The organism is Polynucleobacter sp. IMCC 30228 (assembly GCF_021395205.1).
Lineage (GTDB): Bacteria > Pseudomonadota > Gammaproteobacteria > Burkholderiales > Burkholderiaceae > Polynucleobacter.
Window position 1 is genome coordinate 297,144 of record NZ_JAJVCS010000004.1, and the last position, 16,556, is coordinate 313,699.

The window sequence follows — 16,556 nt, forward strand, 5'->3', positions numbered from 1 at the left end:
AGAATCGAGTAATGTCACTGAAAAATGAACAGATTACCCTTGCAAATCAAGGGCTTATAAATTGCCTCAAGCCTTTAGCAGGAATAATTTGCTTGGCTTTTGTGTTTTCGACCGCGGTACAGGCTCAATCGCTAGCCGATAACGGTAAAGAAGCGAATAAAGACGCCATTAGCGAGACGACGAAAGACGCGTATAAAGACACTGGCAAGGACAGCAGTAAAAGTCTATTCGCGCGGGTCACAGATAAGCTCGTTGGTTCGGTTACCGGTAACTCGGAAAATCTCATTAATCAGGCGATGGAAATGATTGGTGTGCGCTACCGTTGGGGTAGTGAGTTTGCTCAGTCTGGCTTTGACGCTAGCTCCTTCGTAAGTTATGTTTTTAATGATAAGTTGAGCTTTTTGCTGCCCCGCAAGTCATCCCAAATGAGTCGAGTGGGTAAGCCAGTCTCCCGCGAGGAACTGCAGCCTGGGGACTTGGTATTCTTTAACACCATGCGTTTAACCTTTTCTCACGTTGGCATTTATGTGGGGGATAACAAGTTTTTACATTCGCCCGCCAAAAATGCCAGTGTGCGGGTTGACGATATGCGAGAGGTCTATTGGGATAAGCGTTTTGATGGTGCTCGACGTTTAGATGGCTCCGATTCCTTCAGTGATGAAGAGCGCAATGCCCTGATGAAAGAATTTAAGGCCCTTAAGAAAACCACCCGTAATCTCTAAGCCTCCTTTATACTCACCAATTGGTGAATTTAGAGCACATAGCTACAAGCATCGCATTTTGTGTATGTGGCGCGAAGTAAAAGAAAATCACCCCCAATAAACCTGAACAGATTACCTTTTTAAATGCTTTTCAGGCTACCCTGATGGCAGAATTTTATGGATGCAATTCAAACTAAGCGCATTGTTGAAACTGCGCTCCTCTGTGCTCAAGAGCCCATCACCACGGTTGATTTAACCCGTCTATTTGTCGAAGAGGTGAGTGCCAAAGAGTTGGAAGTTATTTTGCTCGAACTGCAAGGAGAGTGGCAAGAGAGTGGTATGGAATTAGTCCGCATTGCTACCGGCTGGCGCTTTCAAAGCCGCTTATCGATGCGCGAATACCTCGATCGCCTCACGCCGGAGAAGCCCCCTAAATATTCACGGGCAGTCATGGAGACGTTGGCGATTATTGCGTACCGTCAACCCGTCACGCGTGGTGAGATTGAAGAAATTCGTGGTGTTACCGTCAGTACCAATGTGATGAAACAGTTAGAAGACCGCTCTTGGGTTGAGGTCATTGGCCATAAAGAGACGATCGGTCGCCCTGGCTTGTACGCGACGACCAAACAATTTTTAAATGATCTTGGTTTAAGCAATTTACAAAGCTTGCCGATGCTAGAAGACGCTAATCCATCTATGGAGCCTTTGGCGCAAGCGGTAATTGAGTTTGAAACGAAGTTAAGCGTTACCGATGTGATTGAAACCAACCCAATAGACCGCCCCAATGAGTAGTGATAACAACGACGCCGCAGCAGGATCAGCGCCCACCAGTGCAGTACCCGCGAATGCAGCGCCCGCTGATTCCACCCCTGCTAGCGCAACTGCAGTAAATAGCGAAGGTGGTGATACGAGTTCAGCAGTTCGTCCTCGACGCCCGAGTAAGCATCCATTTAAATCACGCAATTTTCGTGATAAAGCGAAGCGCGAAGGCGATCGCTCAGGTGGCCACCAGCCTAATCATCAGTCTAACCACAAACCCAATCATGCGGTAGCGAAAGCTGATCCAGCTTTGGCCGCAGAAAGCGCAGCCCTATTTAATGCAGTTGTATCGGGAGAATTTGATGCTGCTCTAGATGCCCCTGAATTGGAAACCGTTGCTACGCCCTTATTAAATGATGAGGATGAATCTGCGATTTCACATCAAGCTAGCGAAATAAAAAGTAATGAGTTAAATATCAGCGATGATTCTGAGGATGAAGACAGCGCAAACAACGATTTAAGTAATCTGCAGTTTTCTAATGTGGATGATTTGCCCTTAAGCATGCGCGATGAAGTCTGGTCAGATCTAGACGGTTTAGATGATGATGCGGATGACGAAGATACGGTTAAATTACATAAAGTTTTAGCTGATGTTGGCATGGGCTCCCGTCGCGAAATGGAAGACTTGATTGTGCAAGGGCGCGTCTCAGTTAATAGTATGCCGGCGCATATTGGCCAGCGGGTGGGCCCTACCGATCAAGTCCGAATTAATGGCAAGCCGGTACATCGCAAAATTCATACCAAACCACCGCGCGTTATTTTGTATCACAAGCCCGCTGGTGAAATTGTGAGTCAATCTGATCCTGAGGGTCGTCCTACTGTTTTTGACCGCTTGCCTAAAGCCCGACAGGGTCGCTGGATTGCGGTTGGGCGCCTAGACTTTAATACTGAAGGCTTATTGCTATTTACCACTTCCGGTGAGCTAGCTAACCGTTTAATGCATCCACGTTATGGGGTTGAGCGAGAATACGCTGTGCGCATTTTGGGCGAACTGAGTAATGAGCAACAAACTGAGCTGAAAAGTGGCATTCAACTTGACGATGGGCAGGCTCGCTTTTTACGCCTTTCTGCTGGTGGAGGCGAGGGCGCTAACCGCTGGTATCACGTGGCCTTAACTGAAGGTAAAAATCGTGAAGTACGCCGGATGTTTGAAGCTACGGGACATACTGTGTCGCGTTTACTTCGCACGCGCTACGGTATTTTTCTCTTGCCACCCCGTTTACGACGGGGCAAATGGGAGGAGGTTCCCCCTGAAGGCGTTACCCAATTAATGAAAGCGGCGGGTTTAAAGGTGCCACAGGGCGGTCAAGACAAAGGTCGTTCTGGGCAAGGTCACCGCCAGGCTGGTCAAGGTTCCCACGGCCGCATTGGCGGCGCAAACTCAGTCGATAGCCCTGATTTTCAGCCTGATCCAATGCAAACCTCAGTTTCTTATTGGGGTTCAAGAGAGGCCTTACAGTTAGCGAGCCAACATCGCGGCTTAACCCATCAAGGTCGTTCGGGTAATGGCGGTAATAGCCATGGAGCCAGTAACGGCAGCAGTAAATACAAAGGGAAAAAGGTGCACCATGGGCATGCCTTTAATCCACCAGGTACTGGGGGAGGAGGCAAACTAGGCGGTGGTTCACCTGGAAATGGCCCTAAAAGAACCGGCCCTAAAGGACGCAAGCCTTTTCATAAAGGCCCCAGAAAGCCACGCACCCCCAGCGAAAGCTTCTGATTTCACTCAGGTTTTCCTAAATCAGCTATAATTTCGCTCTCGTAGTTTGTTTGTAGTAACCAGCCGATGTTGCGATCAACGTAAGCTGGCCTGTTCTGAATTTAAGAATATGGGCTTTGAAGCCCATTTTTTTTTGGGGAATCGCGTGAAAGAACAGCAAGTTATTGCTGCCGAGGTGGAAAATTTAGGCTATACGCTCGTTGATATTGAGCGTGAGGGCCGCGGTTTGCTGCGCATCACGATTGAAAACCCCGATTTTGAACGTTTAGTTTCAGTGCAAGATTGCGAAAAGGTAAGTCATCAATTGACTTACACCCTGCCAGTGGAAAACATTCCGTACGAGCGTTTGGAAGTTTCCTCGCCAGGTCTCGATCGCACAGTAAAAACAGCCGCTGATTTTATGCGGTTTGTGGGTTTTGAAGTCGATTTGAAATTACGGGTAGCGGTTGCGAACCGTAAGCATTTCCAAGGGGTATTGCAAGGTTTGGTGAGTGGTGAATTGAATTCTGCCGATGCCAAATTTGGTTTAATTTTTGCAGCAAGTGATGGTACGCCATCAGAGTTGGTTTTTTCATTGGCCGAGGTAGAAAAAACTCGGTTAGTCCCTGTTATTGATTTCAAAGGAAAAAAATCATGAGTCGAGAAGTTCTCATGTTGGCAGATGCGCTAGCGCGCGAAAAGAATGTGGATCGCGAAATTGTTTTCGAGGCCCTTGAATTAGCGCTAGCATCAGCAACAAAAAAACGGTACGACGAAGGTGTCGATATTCGCGTATCCATTGATCGCGAAAGTGGCGAGTATGAATCTTTTCGTCGTTGGTTAGTTGTGCCCAACGAAGCTGGATTGCAAGAGCCAGATAAAGAAATTCTGCATTTTGAAGCGCAAGAACAAATTCCTGAAATGGAAGTTGGCGACTTCATTGAAGAGCAAATTGAATCGATGGCTTTTGGGCGTATTGGTGCGCAAGCTGCCAAACAAGTTATTTTGCAACGCATTCGTGATGCGGAACGCGAACAAATTTTGAATGATTATCTCGAGCGTGGCGAAAAGGTTATGACGGGCACAGTTAAGCGTGCTGATAAAAATGGTTTGATTGTTGAGTCTGGTCGAGTAGAAGCCTTATTACGTCGCGATCAAATGATTCCAAAAGAAAATTTACGCTCGGGCGACCGAGTTAGAGCCTATATTCTCAAAGTTGACCGTGAGGCACGGGGCCCGCAAATTGAACTCTCACGCACTTGTCCCGAGTTTTTAATAAAATTATTTGAAAACGAAGTTCCTGAAATGGAGCAGGGCTTATTGGAAATTAAAGGCGCTGCTCGTGACCCTGGTATTCGTGCCAAAATTGCGGTCGTAACTTACGACAAACGAATTGACCCAATTGGCACTTGCGTTGGCGTACGTGGTACGCGCGTGACTGCGGTGCGCAACGAGGTTGCTGGTGAGGCGGTAGATATTGTTTTGTGGTCCGAAGACCCGGCCCAATTTGTCATTGGCGCATTAGCACCAGCACAGGTTTCATCTATTGTGGTTGACGAAGAGCGCCATGCCATGGATGTGGTGGTTGACGAAGAGAACCTCGCCATTGCTATTGGCCGTAGCGGCCAAAACGTGCGCTTAGCCAGCGAATTAACAGCTTGGCAAATCAATATCATGACGCCTGAAGAGTCGGCTGAGAAAACCGAGAAAGAGGCAGTTGTCACGCGTCAATTGTTTATCGATAAACTCGACGTCGACCTTGAGGTGGCTGAGATTTTGATCGCAGAAGGCTTTAATACTTTAGAAGAGGTGGCTTATGTTCCTCTCACTGAAATGTTAGAAATCGAAGCCTTTGATGAAGATACGATTAATGAGCTTCGTACCCGTGCGCGCGATTCTTTATTAACCATGGAAATTGCTAAAGAAGAACGCTTGGGCGAAGTATCTCAAGATTTACTGTCGCTCGATGGCGTTACGCCAGAGTTGCTTGCTAAATTAGCTCAAAACAATGTCCACACTCGTGATGATCTCGCTGAGCTGGCGGTAGATGAACTGGTAGAGGCAACCCAGATTGACGAAGAAACTGCGAAAACGCTCATCATGAAAGCGCGCGAACATTGGTTTACTTCATGAGAGGAAGCAGGGTATGGCAACAACCACAGTAAAAGCACTCTCTCAAGAGCTCAAACGCTCGGCAGCTGAGCTCTTGCAGCAATTAAACGCGGCTGGAATTACGAAAGAATCAGTGGACGATAAGATCACTGAAAAGGATAAGACCGTCTTGTTAGAGCATTTACAAAAAGAGCATGGTAATGCCGATACAGGCAATCGTAAAAAGATTACCTTAATTAAGCGTGAATCGTCCGAAATTCGTCAGGCCGATTCTGCTGGTCGTACCCGTACCGTTCAAGTTGAGGTGCGCAAAAAGCGAGTCTTAGTAAAGCGCGGTGATGAGGCTGCTAAAGCGGCAGTTGAAGAGCCTATCGTAAAGTCTGCATCACCTTCTGGCGGAGATAAAAAATCGATTCTTTCTGAGGAAGAGTTAGAAAAACGCGCCGCTGAAGCAACTCGTCAAGCTGAACTCTTGGCTTTGCAAGAAAATGAAATGAAGGCGGCAGAAGAGGCAAGAGAAAAGCGTCAAAAAGATGCTTTTGAAGCCGAAGAAAAAGCGACTCCCGGTGCACAGGCTGCCACTGCTAAAGTGAAATTAGAGGCCGCCAAAAAGGTTGCCAAAGAATTGCATGATGCGGCCGAAGCAAAGCTGACCGATTTACGTACACGGCGTGCGGCCGCCGAAACCGAGGCTTTAGCCATTCGCGAAATGATGAGTACCCCAGCTCGCGTACTAAAAGCCCCCAGTGAAATTGCCGCTGAAGAAGATAAAAAAGGCACTTTACATAAACCCCTAAAAGCTGATGGTGCGGACGACAAGAAAAAAACGCCAGCTAAAGTAGGCGGCAAGTTAATTAAATCCGCCGAAACTTCCTCAACTTGGCAAGAAGAAGGAGCTAAACGCAAAACAACTTTAAAAACTCGCGGCGATAGTTCGGGTGGTGTTGGTGGTGGGTGGCGTTCCGGAGGTGGTCGCAGGAAGCAACATCACGCAACTCCAGCTGCTGAGAGCAATCCCGAAACGAATTTTCAAGCGCCCACTGAGCCTATCGTGCGCGATGTGCACGTTCCAGAAACCGTCACGGTTGCAGAGTTGGCACATAGTATGGCAGTGAAGAGTGCGGAAGTAATTAAGCTGTTGATGGGTATGGGTCAAATGGTTACCATTAACCAAGTGCTTGATCAAGATACAGCGATGATTTTGGTTGAAGAAATGGGTCATAAAGCAATTGCCTCAAAGCTCGATGATCCTGATCTCGATTTAGGTATTACTGGGCAAGACGCTGAATTATTACCTCGTCCTCCAGTAGTAACGGTAATGGGTCACGTTGATCATGGCAAGACTTCACTGCTCGATAAAATTCGTTTAGCAAAGGTAGCTTCTGGCGAAGCAGGCGGCATAACCCAACACATTGGTGCTTACCACGTTGATACGCCCCGTGGCGTCATTACTTTCCTTGATACCCCTGGTCACGAAGCTTTTACAGCGATGCGCGCCCGTGGCGCCAAGGCCACGGATATTGTTATTCTGGTAGTTGCAGCTGATGACGGTGTGATGCCGCAAACCAAAGAAGCGATTCACCATGCTCGCGCTGCTGGAGTGACTTTAGTCGTCGCGATTAATAAAATTGATAAGCCCGACTCAAACCCTGATCGGGTGAAAACCGAATTGGTTGCTGAAGAAGTGGTTCCCGAAGAGTATGGCGGCGACTCACCTTTTATTCAGGTATCTGCCAAAACGGGTGAAGGTATCGATGCCTTGCTTGAAAACGTATTACTGCAAGCTGAAGTGCTCGAACTCAAAGCACCACGTGATGCACCAGCCAAAGGCTTAGTCATTGAAGCACGTTTAGATAAAGGTAAAGGCCCGGTAGCGACAATTTTGGTGCAATCGGGTACCTTACGTCGCGGCGATATGTTGTTAGCAGGTTCATCGTTTGGCCGCGTGCGCGCCATGTTAGATGAAAACGGTAAGCCTTGTAATGAGGCCGGCCCATCGATTCCAGTCGAAATTCAAGGCTTGTCAGAAGTTCCCGATGCTGGAGAAGCGGTCCAAGTTGTTCCTGATGAGCGCAAAGCGCGCGAAATTGCTTTGTTCCGTCAAGGCAAGTTCCGCGATGTGAAGTTAGCTAAAGCCCAAGCGGTTAAGTTAGAAACCTTAATGGAAAATATGGGTGAAGGCGCAATTGAGGCTAAGCTCTTGCCCATTATTATTAAGGCTGACGTTCAAGGATCACAAGAGGCTTTATCACAATCATTGCAAAAGTTATCTACCCCTGAAGTAAAAGTGCAAATTGTGCACGCAGGTGTAGGCGGCATTACTGAAACCGATGTGAACTTAGCGGTAGCTTCGAAAGCCGTCATTATTGGCTTTAATTCTCGCGCCGATGCCTTAGCGCGTAAATTGGCCGAAAACAATGGTGTTGATATTCGTTATCACAACATTATTTATGACGCAGTCGATGAAGTTAAATTGGCTTTAGGCGGCATGCTCACACCTGATAAGAAAGAGGAAATAACCGGTTTAGTAGAAATTCGCCAAGTCTTCACCGTTTCTAAGGTTGGGTCGATTGCAGGGTGCATGGTTTTAGAGGGCGTAATTAAACGCAATTCAAAAGTCCGTTTACTGCGCGATAACGTCGTTACTTGGACTGGTGAATTAGATTCGCTTAAACGTTTTAAAGATGACGTGAAAGAAGTCAAAGGCGGCTTTGAATGTGGCCTGTCACTCAAAAACCAAAATGATATTCAAGAGGGTGATCAACTCGAAGTTTTTGAAGTCACTGAAGTCGCTAGAACACTTTAAGTTCCAGCCAATACTATGCATAAAACGAGCCCGCATCGCAATGAACGATTAGCCGACCAAATTCAACGTGATTTGGCTGAGCTGATTCCCCGTGAACTGCGTGATAAATCTTTGGGTTTAATTACCTTGCAAGGGGTTGAGTTATCACCCGATTTAGCCCATGCCAAAGTTTTTTTTACTGTATTAGGTGCTGAGCCCGATCATGCTTTAGCCGCCTTGCAAGAAAAAGCTGGCTACTTGCATTCCATCTTATTTAAACGCCTGCATATTCACACTATTCCTACTTTGCATTTTGTGCACGACACTTCCGTTGAGCGTGGTATTGAGATGTCGCGCTTAATTGATCAAGCTGTGCAAAGTGATCAAGCTGGCGAGACTAAAGACTAAGCGAAGACCGAGATTCTTATGTCACAACGGGTTGATGGAGTGGTATTGCTAGATAAGCCTGTGGGTCTTAGCTCCCAAGGCGCGGTCACTGCGGTGAAGCGTGCTTTGCAGGCTGAGAAAGCCGGCCACACGGGCACCCTCGATCCAATGGCTACCGGACTCTTACCGATTTGTCTGGGAGAGGCGACTAAATATTCACAAGATTTATTAGATGCCGATAAAACCTATATCGCCCAAATTCGTTTTGGTATTCGTACCAGCACGGGCGATGCGGAAGGCGATATTATTGAACAGCATGTCTTACCGGAATTTGCTGATGCGGCAGCTTTGCAAGCGGCTTTAGAGGCGCTTTTGCCCCGCTTTACTGGACCTATTTTACAAGTTCCGCCCATGTATTCTGCGCTTAAGCGGGATGGCAAGCCTTTGTATGAGTATGCTCGCGCTGGGGTTGAATTAGAGCGCACTGCGCGCGATATTACCATTCATTCCATTCGCTGGCTTGCAATTCAATGGCCTGAAGCGACTCTAGAAGTAAGTTGTAGTAAGGGTACGTATATTCGCGTTTTGGCTGAAGATCTTGGCGCGATGTTGGGTTGCGGGGCGCATTTAGTCGGCTTACGTCGCACCGCTGTGGGTCATTTATCGTTACAACAATCGATTACTTTAGATGCCTTGCAAACCAAAGGAGCTGAAAAAGGAGTTGACTTACTTCCCATTGACGCTTTGTTACAAACCTTGCCACAATTAACGGTCGATGAGTTTCAGGCAAAACGTCTCGGTCTTGGCCAGCGCGTCCCGTTAGCACTAAGCCATGCCATCCCTTGGGCCGATGTTTTAGTGCGCATTTATCGTGCTACTTCTGCGCCCCATAATTTTATTGGCACTGCTGATTGGCGCTCTGGCGTCCTTCATCCACGACGCCTGATTTCCCAAGTTTCTTAATTTATTTCCCTTTCCTTAGATAGAAGCATTACATGACCAAACGCGCCCTTCGTAATATTGCCATCATCGCTCACGTTGACCACGGTAAAACTACTTTAGTAGATCAACTGCTGCGTCAGTCTGGCACTTTCCGTAGCAATGAAAAAATGACTGAACGGGTGATGGACTCGAACGATCTTGAAAGAGAGCGTGGTATTACGATTTTGTCGAAGAATTGTGCAGTTGAATACGATGGTACGCATATTAATATTGTCGATACGCCAGGCCATGCAGACTTTGGCGGCGAAGTAGAGCGCGTGCTCTCGATGGTGGATGGCGTGTTGTTGTTAGTCGATGCGGTTGAGGGCCCCATGCCACAAACCCGCTTTGTGACCAAGAAAGCGCTGGCACTAGGATTAAAGCCAATCGTGGTCGTAAATAAAGTCGACCGCCCTGGCGCCCGTTGCGATTATGTAATTAATGCCACATTTGAGTTGTTTGACAAGTTGGGCGCCACTGAAGAGCAGCTCGACTTTCCAGTAATCTTTGCTTCGGGTTTAAATGGCTACGCTGGTCTTACTGAGGATGTACGCTCGGGCGACATGCGCCCTTTATTTGATGCCGTATTAGAGCATGTGCCAGTGCGCGATGATGATCCCGACGGCGCCTTGCAATTTCAAATTTCGTCAATTGATTACAACAGCTATGTTGGCAAGATTGGTATTGGTCGGGTTAATCGTGGCCGTGTTAAGCCAGGTATGGAGGTCATTTGCATGAATGGCCCAGATGGCTTGCCATTTAAGGGCAAAGTAAATCAGGTGCTGAAATTTAAGGGGCTTGAGCGCGAGGTTGTGGATGAAGCGATTGCTGGCGATATTGCTTTAGTTAACGGCATTGATGAGTTAGCCATTGGTACGACGATTTGCTCACCGGATACCCCGGACCCATTGCCGATGCTAAAAATTGATGAGCCTACTTTAACTATGAATTTTATGGTAAATACCAGCCCATTAGCGGGTCGCGAAGGCAAGTTTGTGACGAGTCGCCAAATTCGTGAGCGCTTAGATCGCGAATTAAAATCGAATATGGCTTTACGGGTCCGGGAAACCGATGACGACACGGTGTTCGAAGTTTCAGGTCGCGGGGAATTGCATTTAACGATTTTGGTTGAAACCATGCGCCGCGAAGGCTTTGAAATGGCCGTTTCTCGCCCGCGTGTTGTCTTTCACGAAGAAAATGGCGTAAAAATGGAGCCCTTTGAAAACCTAACCGTTGACGTTGAAGATGCGACTCAGGGCAGCGTCATGGAAGAGTTGGGAAAGCGTAAAGGTGAATTACTCGACATGGTAAGCGACGGTAAAGGCCGCACCCGCTTAGAGTACCGCATTCCCGCACGTGGCCTGATTGGCTTTCAAGGCGATTTCATGACAATGACCCGCGGCAATGGCTTGCTGAGTCATACCTTTGATGCCTACTATCCTGCTAAAGATGGCATTCTAGGCGAGCGTCATAATGGGGTATTAATTAGCCAAGATGATGGTGAGGCTGTGGCATATGCAATTTGGAAACTACAAGATCGTGGGCGGATGTTTGTTAGCCATGGCAGCCCTGTATATGAGGGTATGGTAATTGGTATTCATAGTCGCGATAACGACATTGTGGTCAACCCCATTAAGGGCAAGCAATTAACCAACGTGCGCTCATCAGGAACTGATGAGGCCGTGCGCCTCGTTACCCCAATTGATTTAACTTTGGAATATGCAGTTGAGTTTATTAGTGATGATGAGTTAGTAGAGGTGACTCCCAAAAGTGTGCGGGTACGTAAACGGTATCTTAAAGAGCATGAGCGTAAGAAAGCCTCCCGCGAGTAAACGCTTAGCGGTTGCCCCGATGATGGACTGGACTGATCGACATTGTCGATCATTTCATCGTCAACTTTCAAAAAAAGCAGTGCTGTATTCTGAAATGGTCACAACGGGTGCTTTATTGCATGGCGATATTCCGCGCCATCTTGACTATTCTGCTACAGAACACCCCCTCGTTTTGCAATTGGGCGGTAGTGAGCCAGATGATTTAGCTCGGTGCGCAGTCTTGGCCGAGCAGTGGGGCTATAGTGAAATTGATTTGAATTGTGGTTGCCCTTCAGAGCGAGTCCAGCGGGGCTCGTTTGGCGCGTGCTTAATGGCCGAACCTGAATTAGTGGCTCAATGTGTTCGGGCCATGAGCCAGGCTACACATTTACCCATTTCGGTAAAGCAGCGCTTAGGTTTAAATCAAATGGATGCCTCTACCTCGCCAAATGATTATCAATTTGCCTTGAACTTCATTTTGGCCGTGGCTGATGCGGGGGCTCAGCAAGTGACGATTCATGCGCGCAATGCTGTATTAAAAGGCTTATCGCCTAAAGAAAATCGCACCAAACCGCCACTACATTACGCGGTAGCAGCGCAACTGCGGCGGGATGCCCAAACACATTTTCCAGCGCTCAAGGTTTTACTAAATGGTGGGCTTGAAAATAATGCACAAATCGCTGGGCATTGGCAAGACTTTGATGGTTTTATGGTGGGGCGCTCCGCCTATCACTTTCCCGCTATGTTATTGGGTTGGGATGATTTACTTGAGAGCAATGGGGAGGCTGCCGGATATTTACTTTGCGAAACCGAGTGGCACCGCATTCAAATCGGTTTAGTGCGCCAATCTCAAGCTTGGTTTGACTGGTGCAATGAGGCAAATAAACCCTTTTATTTGGGGGCAATAACCCGCCATATTATTGGCTTGGCACACGGCAGAGCAGGCTCACGATATTGGCGACAGCGTTTATCAGATCATCATGCGCTAGCGCGGGTACAGAGTAAAGCCGCCATTGCCGACTTTTTCCTTGAGGCTAGCCTTGAGCTTGGCGATTGGGCTGCCTTTGACCTAGAAACTGCCCTATAATTTGATTTCTACGATGGTGGCTGTAGCTCAGCTGGTAGAGTCCAGGATTGTGATTCCTGTTGTCGCGGGTTCGAGTCCCGTCAGCCACCCCAAATCAATTTAGTCGCCATTTTTTAATTTAGGGTTGAATGTCGCCATTTTTTTACTATCGATTAAACGCATCGACCAATTTGCAAAAGCGCGTTGCTTAATTTTTTTAGTACCTAAAGTAAAAATATTGTAATGACGTTGGTCATTTTTAATTGAACTCCATAGCGTCTCAATTGCAGCAGCTGGCCCTTCAATAATTTGACAAAAGCGATTTCCCTCGCAAGATAAAACGCCCGTAATATTGAGACTGCTATTTCGCGCAATAGCCAGGTCGACTAATTGCATTAATTCAAGAGTTTCGAGGGGCTGTTTCAGTTCACTCACATAGCTCAGGCTTACCAGCTCGGTATCGCCGACCGGACCTGAAGAGGGGTGGGTTGTTTGTAAAGCCATGCGTGTACTATAGTCTATTTATTGTGCTTATTAAATTAAATACTATCTTGTGATGAATTTAGTAATAAAGTGGAAATTACCTAAAATTCTCAAAATATTTTTTAAGCAGAAATACATACTAGGGTTATGTGTAGTTTGCTAACTCTGTTGCTGACGTAAAAATATTATCCTCGACTGGGGGGCTACTGATCGCGGGCTCTTTGGAGCAATTTTTTCCAATACATTACCTTCCGCATTGGGCTTAATCCTCTGGCAGGATCTTGAAAAAAATACTAATGATTGCAATAGGGTTAATTAGAGAAGCAATTGCTTTGAATCACGATTTGAGGCGGGCAAAAATGATTCTATTTTCCATATCTACCAAAAATATTAAAAATAATAATTCTTAGATGACATTTGTTAGACAACTTTGAATGGCGCACGCAGAAAAAATAGCAAGATAATGCTATAGTGCAATACCTTAACAACAACTTTGGATTATTACTTACTATGAAATCAAGCGTAGCCTATCTTCGATACCTAAACTTAACTAAGAGCATTGAAGCAACGCCTGCAGCTCCCAGTCTTGACTTAATTGAACGTGAGGTGCTAAGTGCGTTGGCATTGCGCTGGAATAAAGATCAACCAATTTTAATTGCCGATGCCATTTCTTTAAAAGAGATTGCCTCACAAGCAACCTTACATGGTCGCTTAAAACAATTAAAGAAAAAAGGCATGGTAAAAATAGTTCTCGATTCTAGTGATGGCCGCAGAAAATACATTGAGCCAACCCAAAAGACCTGTAACTATTTCGATCAAATGGCTAAATGCGTTATCAAGGCAGCTAAGATCTAGTTACTGTAGGTTTTTTTATTTAAGTAAGCCCGCATTCTTCGCGTCTTCTAGGGCGCCAGGTGTTTTTTCTTTCATGAATGCGGGTATTTTGTTGAGGGGGATGTCAACCAAGACAAATCCAGCTTCTTCAAGCCGCTTTTTGTTGTCTGCATCGGCATTCAAGAGCGCAAAATAATCTGACATTTTCTGTTGCAATGCTTTCGGCGTTGCTTTGGGCATCGCCACTCCGCGATAGGCACCATCAATCCAACTTAAGCCTAATTCTTTGAAGGTTGGCACCTCGGGTAGCGAGGGATGACGCTTTTCAGTAGCTACTGCGAGCGTACGAACCTTCCCTTTTTGTTGAATTGCTAAAGGTAAATAGCCCATTGCACCGTCCACATGCATGCCAATGAGCGAGGAAATTAAATCACCCGTGCCTTTAAAAGGAATGTACTGTACATTGACGCCAGCTAATTTATTGAGGCGTTCAGTCGCCATATGATTGGCAGAAAATTGGGCTGAGCCAGCTAAGGTCATTTTTCCTGGATTCTTTTTGGCAGCAGCGATAAATTCTTGATACGTTTTGTATGGACTATCAGCCGAGACCATTAATGCATCAGGGGTGAAGTGATAGTAATAAATTGCATTAATATCATCGGTTTTATATTGGGTGCTGGGCTCGAGCGGTTGCAAAATAATATGCGGAATATTGACGCCCACTACGATTGTGCCATCGGCTGCATAGGTATTGAGTTGCGACCACACAAGGGCGCCCCCTGCGCCAGCACGGTTGACCACAATCATCGGTTGATTATATTTTTTAGCAGAAACATCGGCTTGTAAACGTGCCACTAAATCTGATTCACCTGCAGCTGGAAACGGAATAATGTATTGAATGGTTTTATCAGGCAACGGTTGCGCCCATACGCTTAGATTAATTAGAGCAAAGGTGCATAGTACAGATAGCGGAATCCAGCGACGTATTTTCATTTTGATATTTCCTCGCAAACTGCGTTAGTGACATCTTTCATCATGGCATTGCCGCCTAAATCGCGGGTGTGTAACTTAGGATTAGCAGTAACTGTTTCAATTGCTTGCATTAGTTTCTGTGCAAGTGTTGGCTCACCCAAATGGTTGAGCATCATTACTGCAGACCAAAAAGTACCTATCGGGTTAGCTAAGCCTTTTCCCATAATATCAAAGGCCGAACCATGAATCGGTTCAAACATCGATGGATAGCGGCGCTCGGGGTCGATGTTGCCTGTTGGCGCGATTCCTAAACTGCCTGCTAATGCTGCTGCCAAATCACTTAAAACATCGGCATGAAGATTGGTGGCAACAATGGTATCGAGCGATTCAGGGCGATTAACCATTCGGGCAGTAGCCGCATCAACTAGTTCTTTATCCCAAGTTACATCGGGAAACTCGCGGGCAATTTCACGGGCGATCTCATCCCACATGACCATTGCATGGCGCTGGGCATTAGATTTAGTAATAACCGTAAGGTGTTTACGGGGGCGAGCTTGGGCAAGCTTAAAAGCAAAACGTTGAATGCGTTCAACCCCAACGCGGGTCAGAATACTCATATCAGAAGCTACCTCAATGGGGTGCCCCTGATGCGCTCTGCCCCCTAAACCTGCGTATTCACCTTCCGAATTTTCACGTACGATAACCCAATCCAGTTGATTCGGTTTGCAATTCCGTAATGGTGTTTCTATGCCCGGTAAAATTCGGGTCGGTCGCACATTAGCGTATTGATCAAACCCTTGGCAAATTTTGAGACGTAGTCCCCATAAGGTAATGTGGTCTGGAATATTGGGGTCGCCCGCCGAGCCAAATAAAATGGCATCCTTATTACGCAGGGGTTCTAAGCCATCAACGGGCATCATGATGCCGTGCTGGCGATAGTAATCACCACCCCAATCAAAGCGCTCAAATTCGAAGGCAATTTGTGCTTGTTTTACAGCTAGCGCTTGTAAAACAATTTCACCCTCAGGAATCACTTCTTTGCCAATGCCGTCACCGGGAATTGATGCAATTTTATAGATCTTCAACTCATCTCTTTCTTAGGCTGGTAATTTTTTAGATGATAGTGCTAAATCAAGGTTCAAGCTCAATGACGCTAGCGCAGTTGATAAGGGGCACTTTTATCAATCATAATAACGGCCGGTATCTCGCTACAGAAGTCTTTATCAAAAGTAAAAAGATGAAAAAGGCTGCAATCTTTTTGAGTTAAGTGAGAGACCGCATGTTCAGTAGGTGATTTTCCGGTAGTTACGGTAGTAGCTACACCTGCAGTAGTAATGGGGTAGGCGGTCGCGGTGGCAGTGGCAGAGGTAGTGCCACTAGCAAACAGTGTTGCTGGTAGGGCGCAGGCAGAGCCTTGCAGCAAAAAGCCTAGCAGCAGCAAAGCGCGACAGCAAGACCGTGCTTGGTTCTTATTTAATACCACAGGCGGTTTTATAAACCCCCACCACCCACGAGCCACTAACAATCTGCTCATAAGGGCTATTGCTTAATTTTTCATCAGAAATAAGGCTGCCACCCCCTTTATTCCCCGTAAATAGTTTCACTTCCAAAGGACGATATTGCTGCTTACCACAAGCAAATTCATTAAGTCCAATAATCGAGCTCAAGGCTTTATCGGTTTTTGGATCTTTGCCAGGGGTTTTTAAATCTAGCATTGACAGTATTTGCAGATTGTCGCCATCCGTTTTTTTAATCGTTTCAGGATCAACATAAATAGTCACTTGATCATTAAAGCCAATTTCTTGCCAAGCAGCAAATGCGGGCGCGCAGGACATGAAAGCAAAACAACCAGCGGCTAGAGCAAGTATTTTTTTCATTAGAATCTTTCTATTATTAAGGGGATATT

16 protein-coding genes and 1 tRNA gene are annotated in these 16,556 nt (G+C 46.5%); 12 read left to right on the forward strand and 5 right to left on the reverse strand.

Translation table 11 applies throughout. The features are described 5' to 3' along the window. The first annotated feature begins 11 nt into the window (after positions 1–11). The 11 genes from LZT21_RS09200 (at position 12) to LZT21_RS09250 (ending at position 12,474) form a co-directional block, all read left to right on the forward strand. The gene (locus LZT21_RS09200; protein ID WP_233937343.1) at positions 12–722 is read left to right on the forward strand and encodes a C40 family peptidase; all 711 of its coding nucleotides are present in this window, start codon (positions 12–14) and stop codon (positions 720–722) included. Positions 723–878: 156 nt separating this feature from the next. After that, positions 879–1,493 (forward strand): SMC-Scp complex subunit ScpB, encoded by a 615-nt coding sequence (gene scpB, locus LZT21_RS09205; RefSeq protein ID WP_370634814.1) that lies wholly within the window; start codon positions 879–881, stop codon positions 1,491–1,493. Continuing rightward, positions 1,486–3,240, forward strand: coding sequence for a pseudouridine synthase (locus LZT21_RS09210; protein ID WP_233990340.1), 1,755 nt, complete (start codon positions 1,486–1,488; stop codon positions 3,238–3,240). The genes scpB and LZT21_RS09210 overlap by 8 nt, the downstream gene beginning before the upstream one ends. A 145-nt stretch (positions 3,241–3,385) precedes the next feature. Further along, positions 3,386–3,877, forward strand: coding sequence for a ribosome maturation factor RimP (gene rimP, locus LZT21_RS09215; RefSeq protein ID WP_233924298.1), 492 nt, complete (start codon positions 3,386–3,388; stop codon positions 3,875–3,877). Beyond that, positions 3,874–5,352 carry a transcription termination factor NusA gene (nusA, locus tag LZT21_RS09220; RefSeq protein ID WP_233924299.1) on the forward strand — a complete coding sequence of 493 codons (1,479 nt, stop codon included), beginning with the start codon at positions 3,874–3,876 and terminating at the stop codon, positions 5,350–5,352. Before rimP ends, nusA begins: the two co-directional genes overlap by 4 nt. A 13-nt stretch (positions 5,353–5,365) precedes the next feature. Continuing rightward, positions 5,366–8,137 carry a translation initiation factor IF-2 gene (gene infB / locus LZT21_RS09225; protein WP_233990342.1) on the forward strand — a complete coding sequence of 924 codons (2,772 nt, stop codon included), beginning with the start codon at positions 5,366–5,368 and terminating at the stop codon, positions 8,135–8,137. Positions 8,138–8,152: 15 nt separating this feature from the next. Then, positions 8,153–8,524: a 30S ribosome-binding factor RbfA gene (rbfA, locus tag LZT21_RS09230; RefSeq protein ID WP_233924301.1), complete on the forward strand. Its 372-nt coding sequence runs from the start codon at positions 8,153–8,155 to the stop codon at positions 8,522–8,524. A gap of 18 nt (positions 8,525–8,542) precedes the next feature. Beyond that, entirely contained in the window at positions 8,543–9,466 is a 924-nt protein-coding gene (gene truB, locus LZT21_RS09235) for a tRNA pseudouridine(55) synthase TruB (RefSeq protein ID WP_233990343.1), read from the forward strand. Positions 9,467–9,498: 32 nt separating this feature from the next. Continuing rightward, on the forward strand, positions 9,499–11,316 hold the full coding sequence (gene typA / locus LZT21_RS09240; RefSeq protein WP_233924303.1) for a translational GTPase TypA: 1,818 nt from the start codon (positions 9,499–9,501) through the stop codon (positions 11,314–11,316). Then, positions 11,288–12,382: a tRNA dihydrouridine(20/20a) synthase DusA gene (gene dusA / locus LZT21_RS09245; protein ID WP_233924304.1), complete on the forward strand. Its 1,095-nt coding sequence runs from the start codon at positions 11,288–11,290 to the stop codon at positions 12,380–12,382. Before typA ends, dusA begins: the two co-directional genes overlap by 29 nt. Before the next feature lie 16 nt (positions 12,383–12,398). Beyond that, a tRNA-His gene (locus LZT21_RS09250) sits at positions 12,399–12,474 on the forward strand. Between the two features lie 7 nt (positions 12,475–12,481). Here the strand turns inward: LZT21_RS09250 and LZT21_RS09255 are convergent. Continuing rightward, positions 12,482–12,865, reverse strand: a complete 384-nt coding sequence (locus tag LZT21_RS09255) for a BLUF domain-containing protein (protein WP_233937349.1) — start codon at positions 12,863–12,865, stop codon at positions 12,482–12,484. Between the two features lie 489 nt (positions 12,866–13,354). On the opposite strand from LZT21_RS09255, the gene LZT21_RS09260 reads away from it, so the two are divergent. Beyond that, a complete protein-coding gene (locus tag LZT21_RS09260) occupies positions 13,355–13,699 on the forward strand; it encodes a hypothetical protein (protein WP_233924306.1) in 345 nt (114 codons plus the stop codon). A gap of 15 nt (positions 13,700–13,714) precedes the next feature. Here the strand turns inward: LZT21_RS09260 and LZT21_RS09265 are convergent, their stop codons facing one another. The 4 genes from LZT21_RS09265 to LZT21_RS09280 all read right to left on the reverse strand — a co-directional run bounded on the left by LZT21_RS09265 (position 13,715) and on the right by LZT21_RS09280 (position 16,527). Then, positions 13,715–14,671 (reverse strand): tripartite tricarboxylate transporter substrate binding protein, encoded by a 957-nt coding sequence (locus LZT21_RS09265; RefSeq protein WP_233924307.1) that lies wholly within the window; start codon positions 14,669–14,671, stop codon positions 13,715–13,717. Further along, positions 14,668–15,735, reverse strand: coding sequence for a tartrate dehydrogenase (locus LZT21_RS09270; RefSeq protein WP_233924308.1), 1,068 nt, complete (start codon positions 15,733–15,735; stop codon positions 14,668–14,670). The genes LZT21_RS09265 and LZT21_RS09270 overlap by 4 nt, the downstream gene beginning before the upstream one ends. A gap of 68 nt (positions 15,736–15,803) precedes the next feature. Then, complete coding sequence (locus LZT21_RS09275) at positions 15,804–16,133, reverse strand: hypothetical protein (protein WP_233990345.1); 330 nt, start codon at positions 16,131–16,133, stop codon at positions 15,804–15,806. After that, entirely contained in the window at positions 16,120–16,527 is a 408-nt protein-coding gene (locus LZT21_RS09280; RefSeq protein WP_233937352.1) for a surface-adhesin E family protein, read from the reverse strand. The genes LZT21_RS09275 and LZT21_RS09280 overlap by 14 nt, the downstream gene beginning before the upstream one ends. Between the last annotated feature and the right edge of the window lie 29 nt (positions 16,528–16,556).

Coding starts and splice junctions, on each gene's coding strand:
- dusA (WP_233924304.1), top strand. CDS start 11,288: ATGAGCGTAAGAAAGCCTCCCGCGAGTAAACGCTTAGCGGTTGCCCCG.
- LZT21_RS09260 (WP_233924306.1), top strand. CDS start 13,355: ATGAAATCAAGCGTAGCCTATCTTCGATACCTAAACTTAACTAAGAGC.
- LZT21_RS09255 (WP_233937349.1), bottom strand. CDS start 12,865: ATGGCTTTACAAACAACCCACCCCTCTTCAGGTCCGGTCGGCGATACC.
- LZT21_RS09210 (WP_233990340.1), top strand. CDS start 1,486: ATGAGTAGTGATAACAACGACGCCGCAGCAGGATCAGCGCCCACCAGT.
- infB (WP_233990342.1), top strand. CDS start 5,366: ATGGCAACAACCACAGTAAAAGCACTCTCTCAAGAGCTCAAACGCTCG.
- rbfA (WP_233924301.1), top strand. CDS start 8,153: ATGCATAAAACGAGCCCGCATCGCAATGAACGATTAGCCGACCAAATT.
- typA (WP_233924303.1), top strand. CDS start 9,499: ATGACCAAACGCGCCCTTCGTAATATTGCCATCATCGCTCACGTTGAC.
- truB (WP_233990343.1), top strand. CDS start 8,543: ATGTCACAACGGGTTGATGGAGTGGTATTGCTAGATAAGCCTGTGGGT.
- LZT21_RS09280 (WP_233937352.1), bottom strand. CDS start 16,527: ATGAAAAAAATACTTGCTCTAGCCGCTGGTTGTTTTGCTTTCATGTCC.
- LZT21_RS09265 (WP_233924307.1), bottom strand. CDS start 14,671: ATGAAAATACGTCGCTGGATTCCGCTATCTGTACTATGCACCTTTGCT.
- LZT21_RS09200 (WP_233937343.1), top strand. CDS start 12: ATGTCACTGAAAAATGAACAGATTACCCTTGCAAATCAAGGGCTTATA.
- scpB (WP_370634814.1), top strand. CDS start 879: ATGGATGCAATTCAAACTAAGCGCATTGTTGAAACTGCGCTCCTCTGT.
- nusA (WP_233924299.1), top strand. CDS start 3,874: ATGAGTCGAGAAGTTCTCATGTTGGCAGATGCGCTAGCGCGCGAAAAG.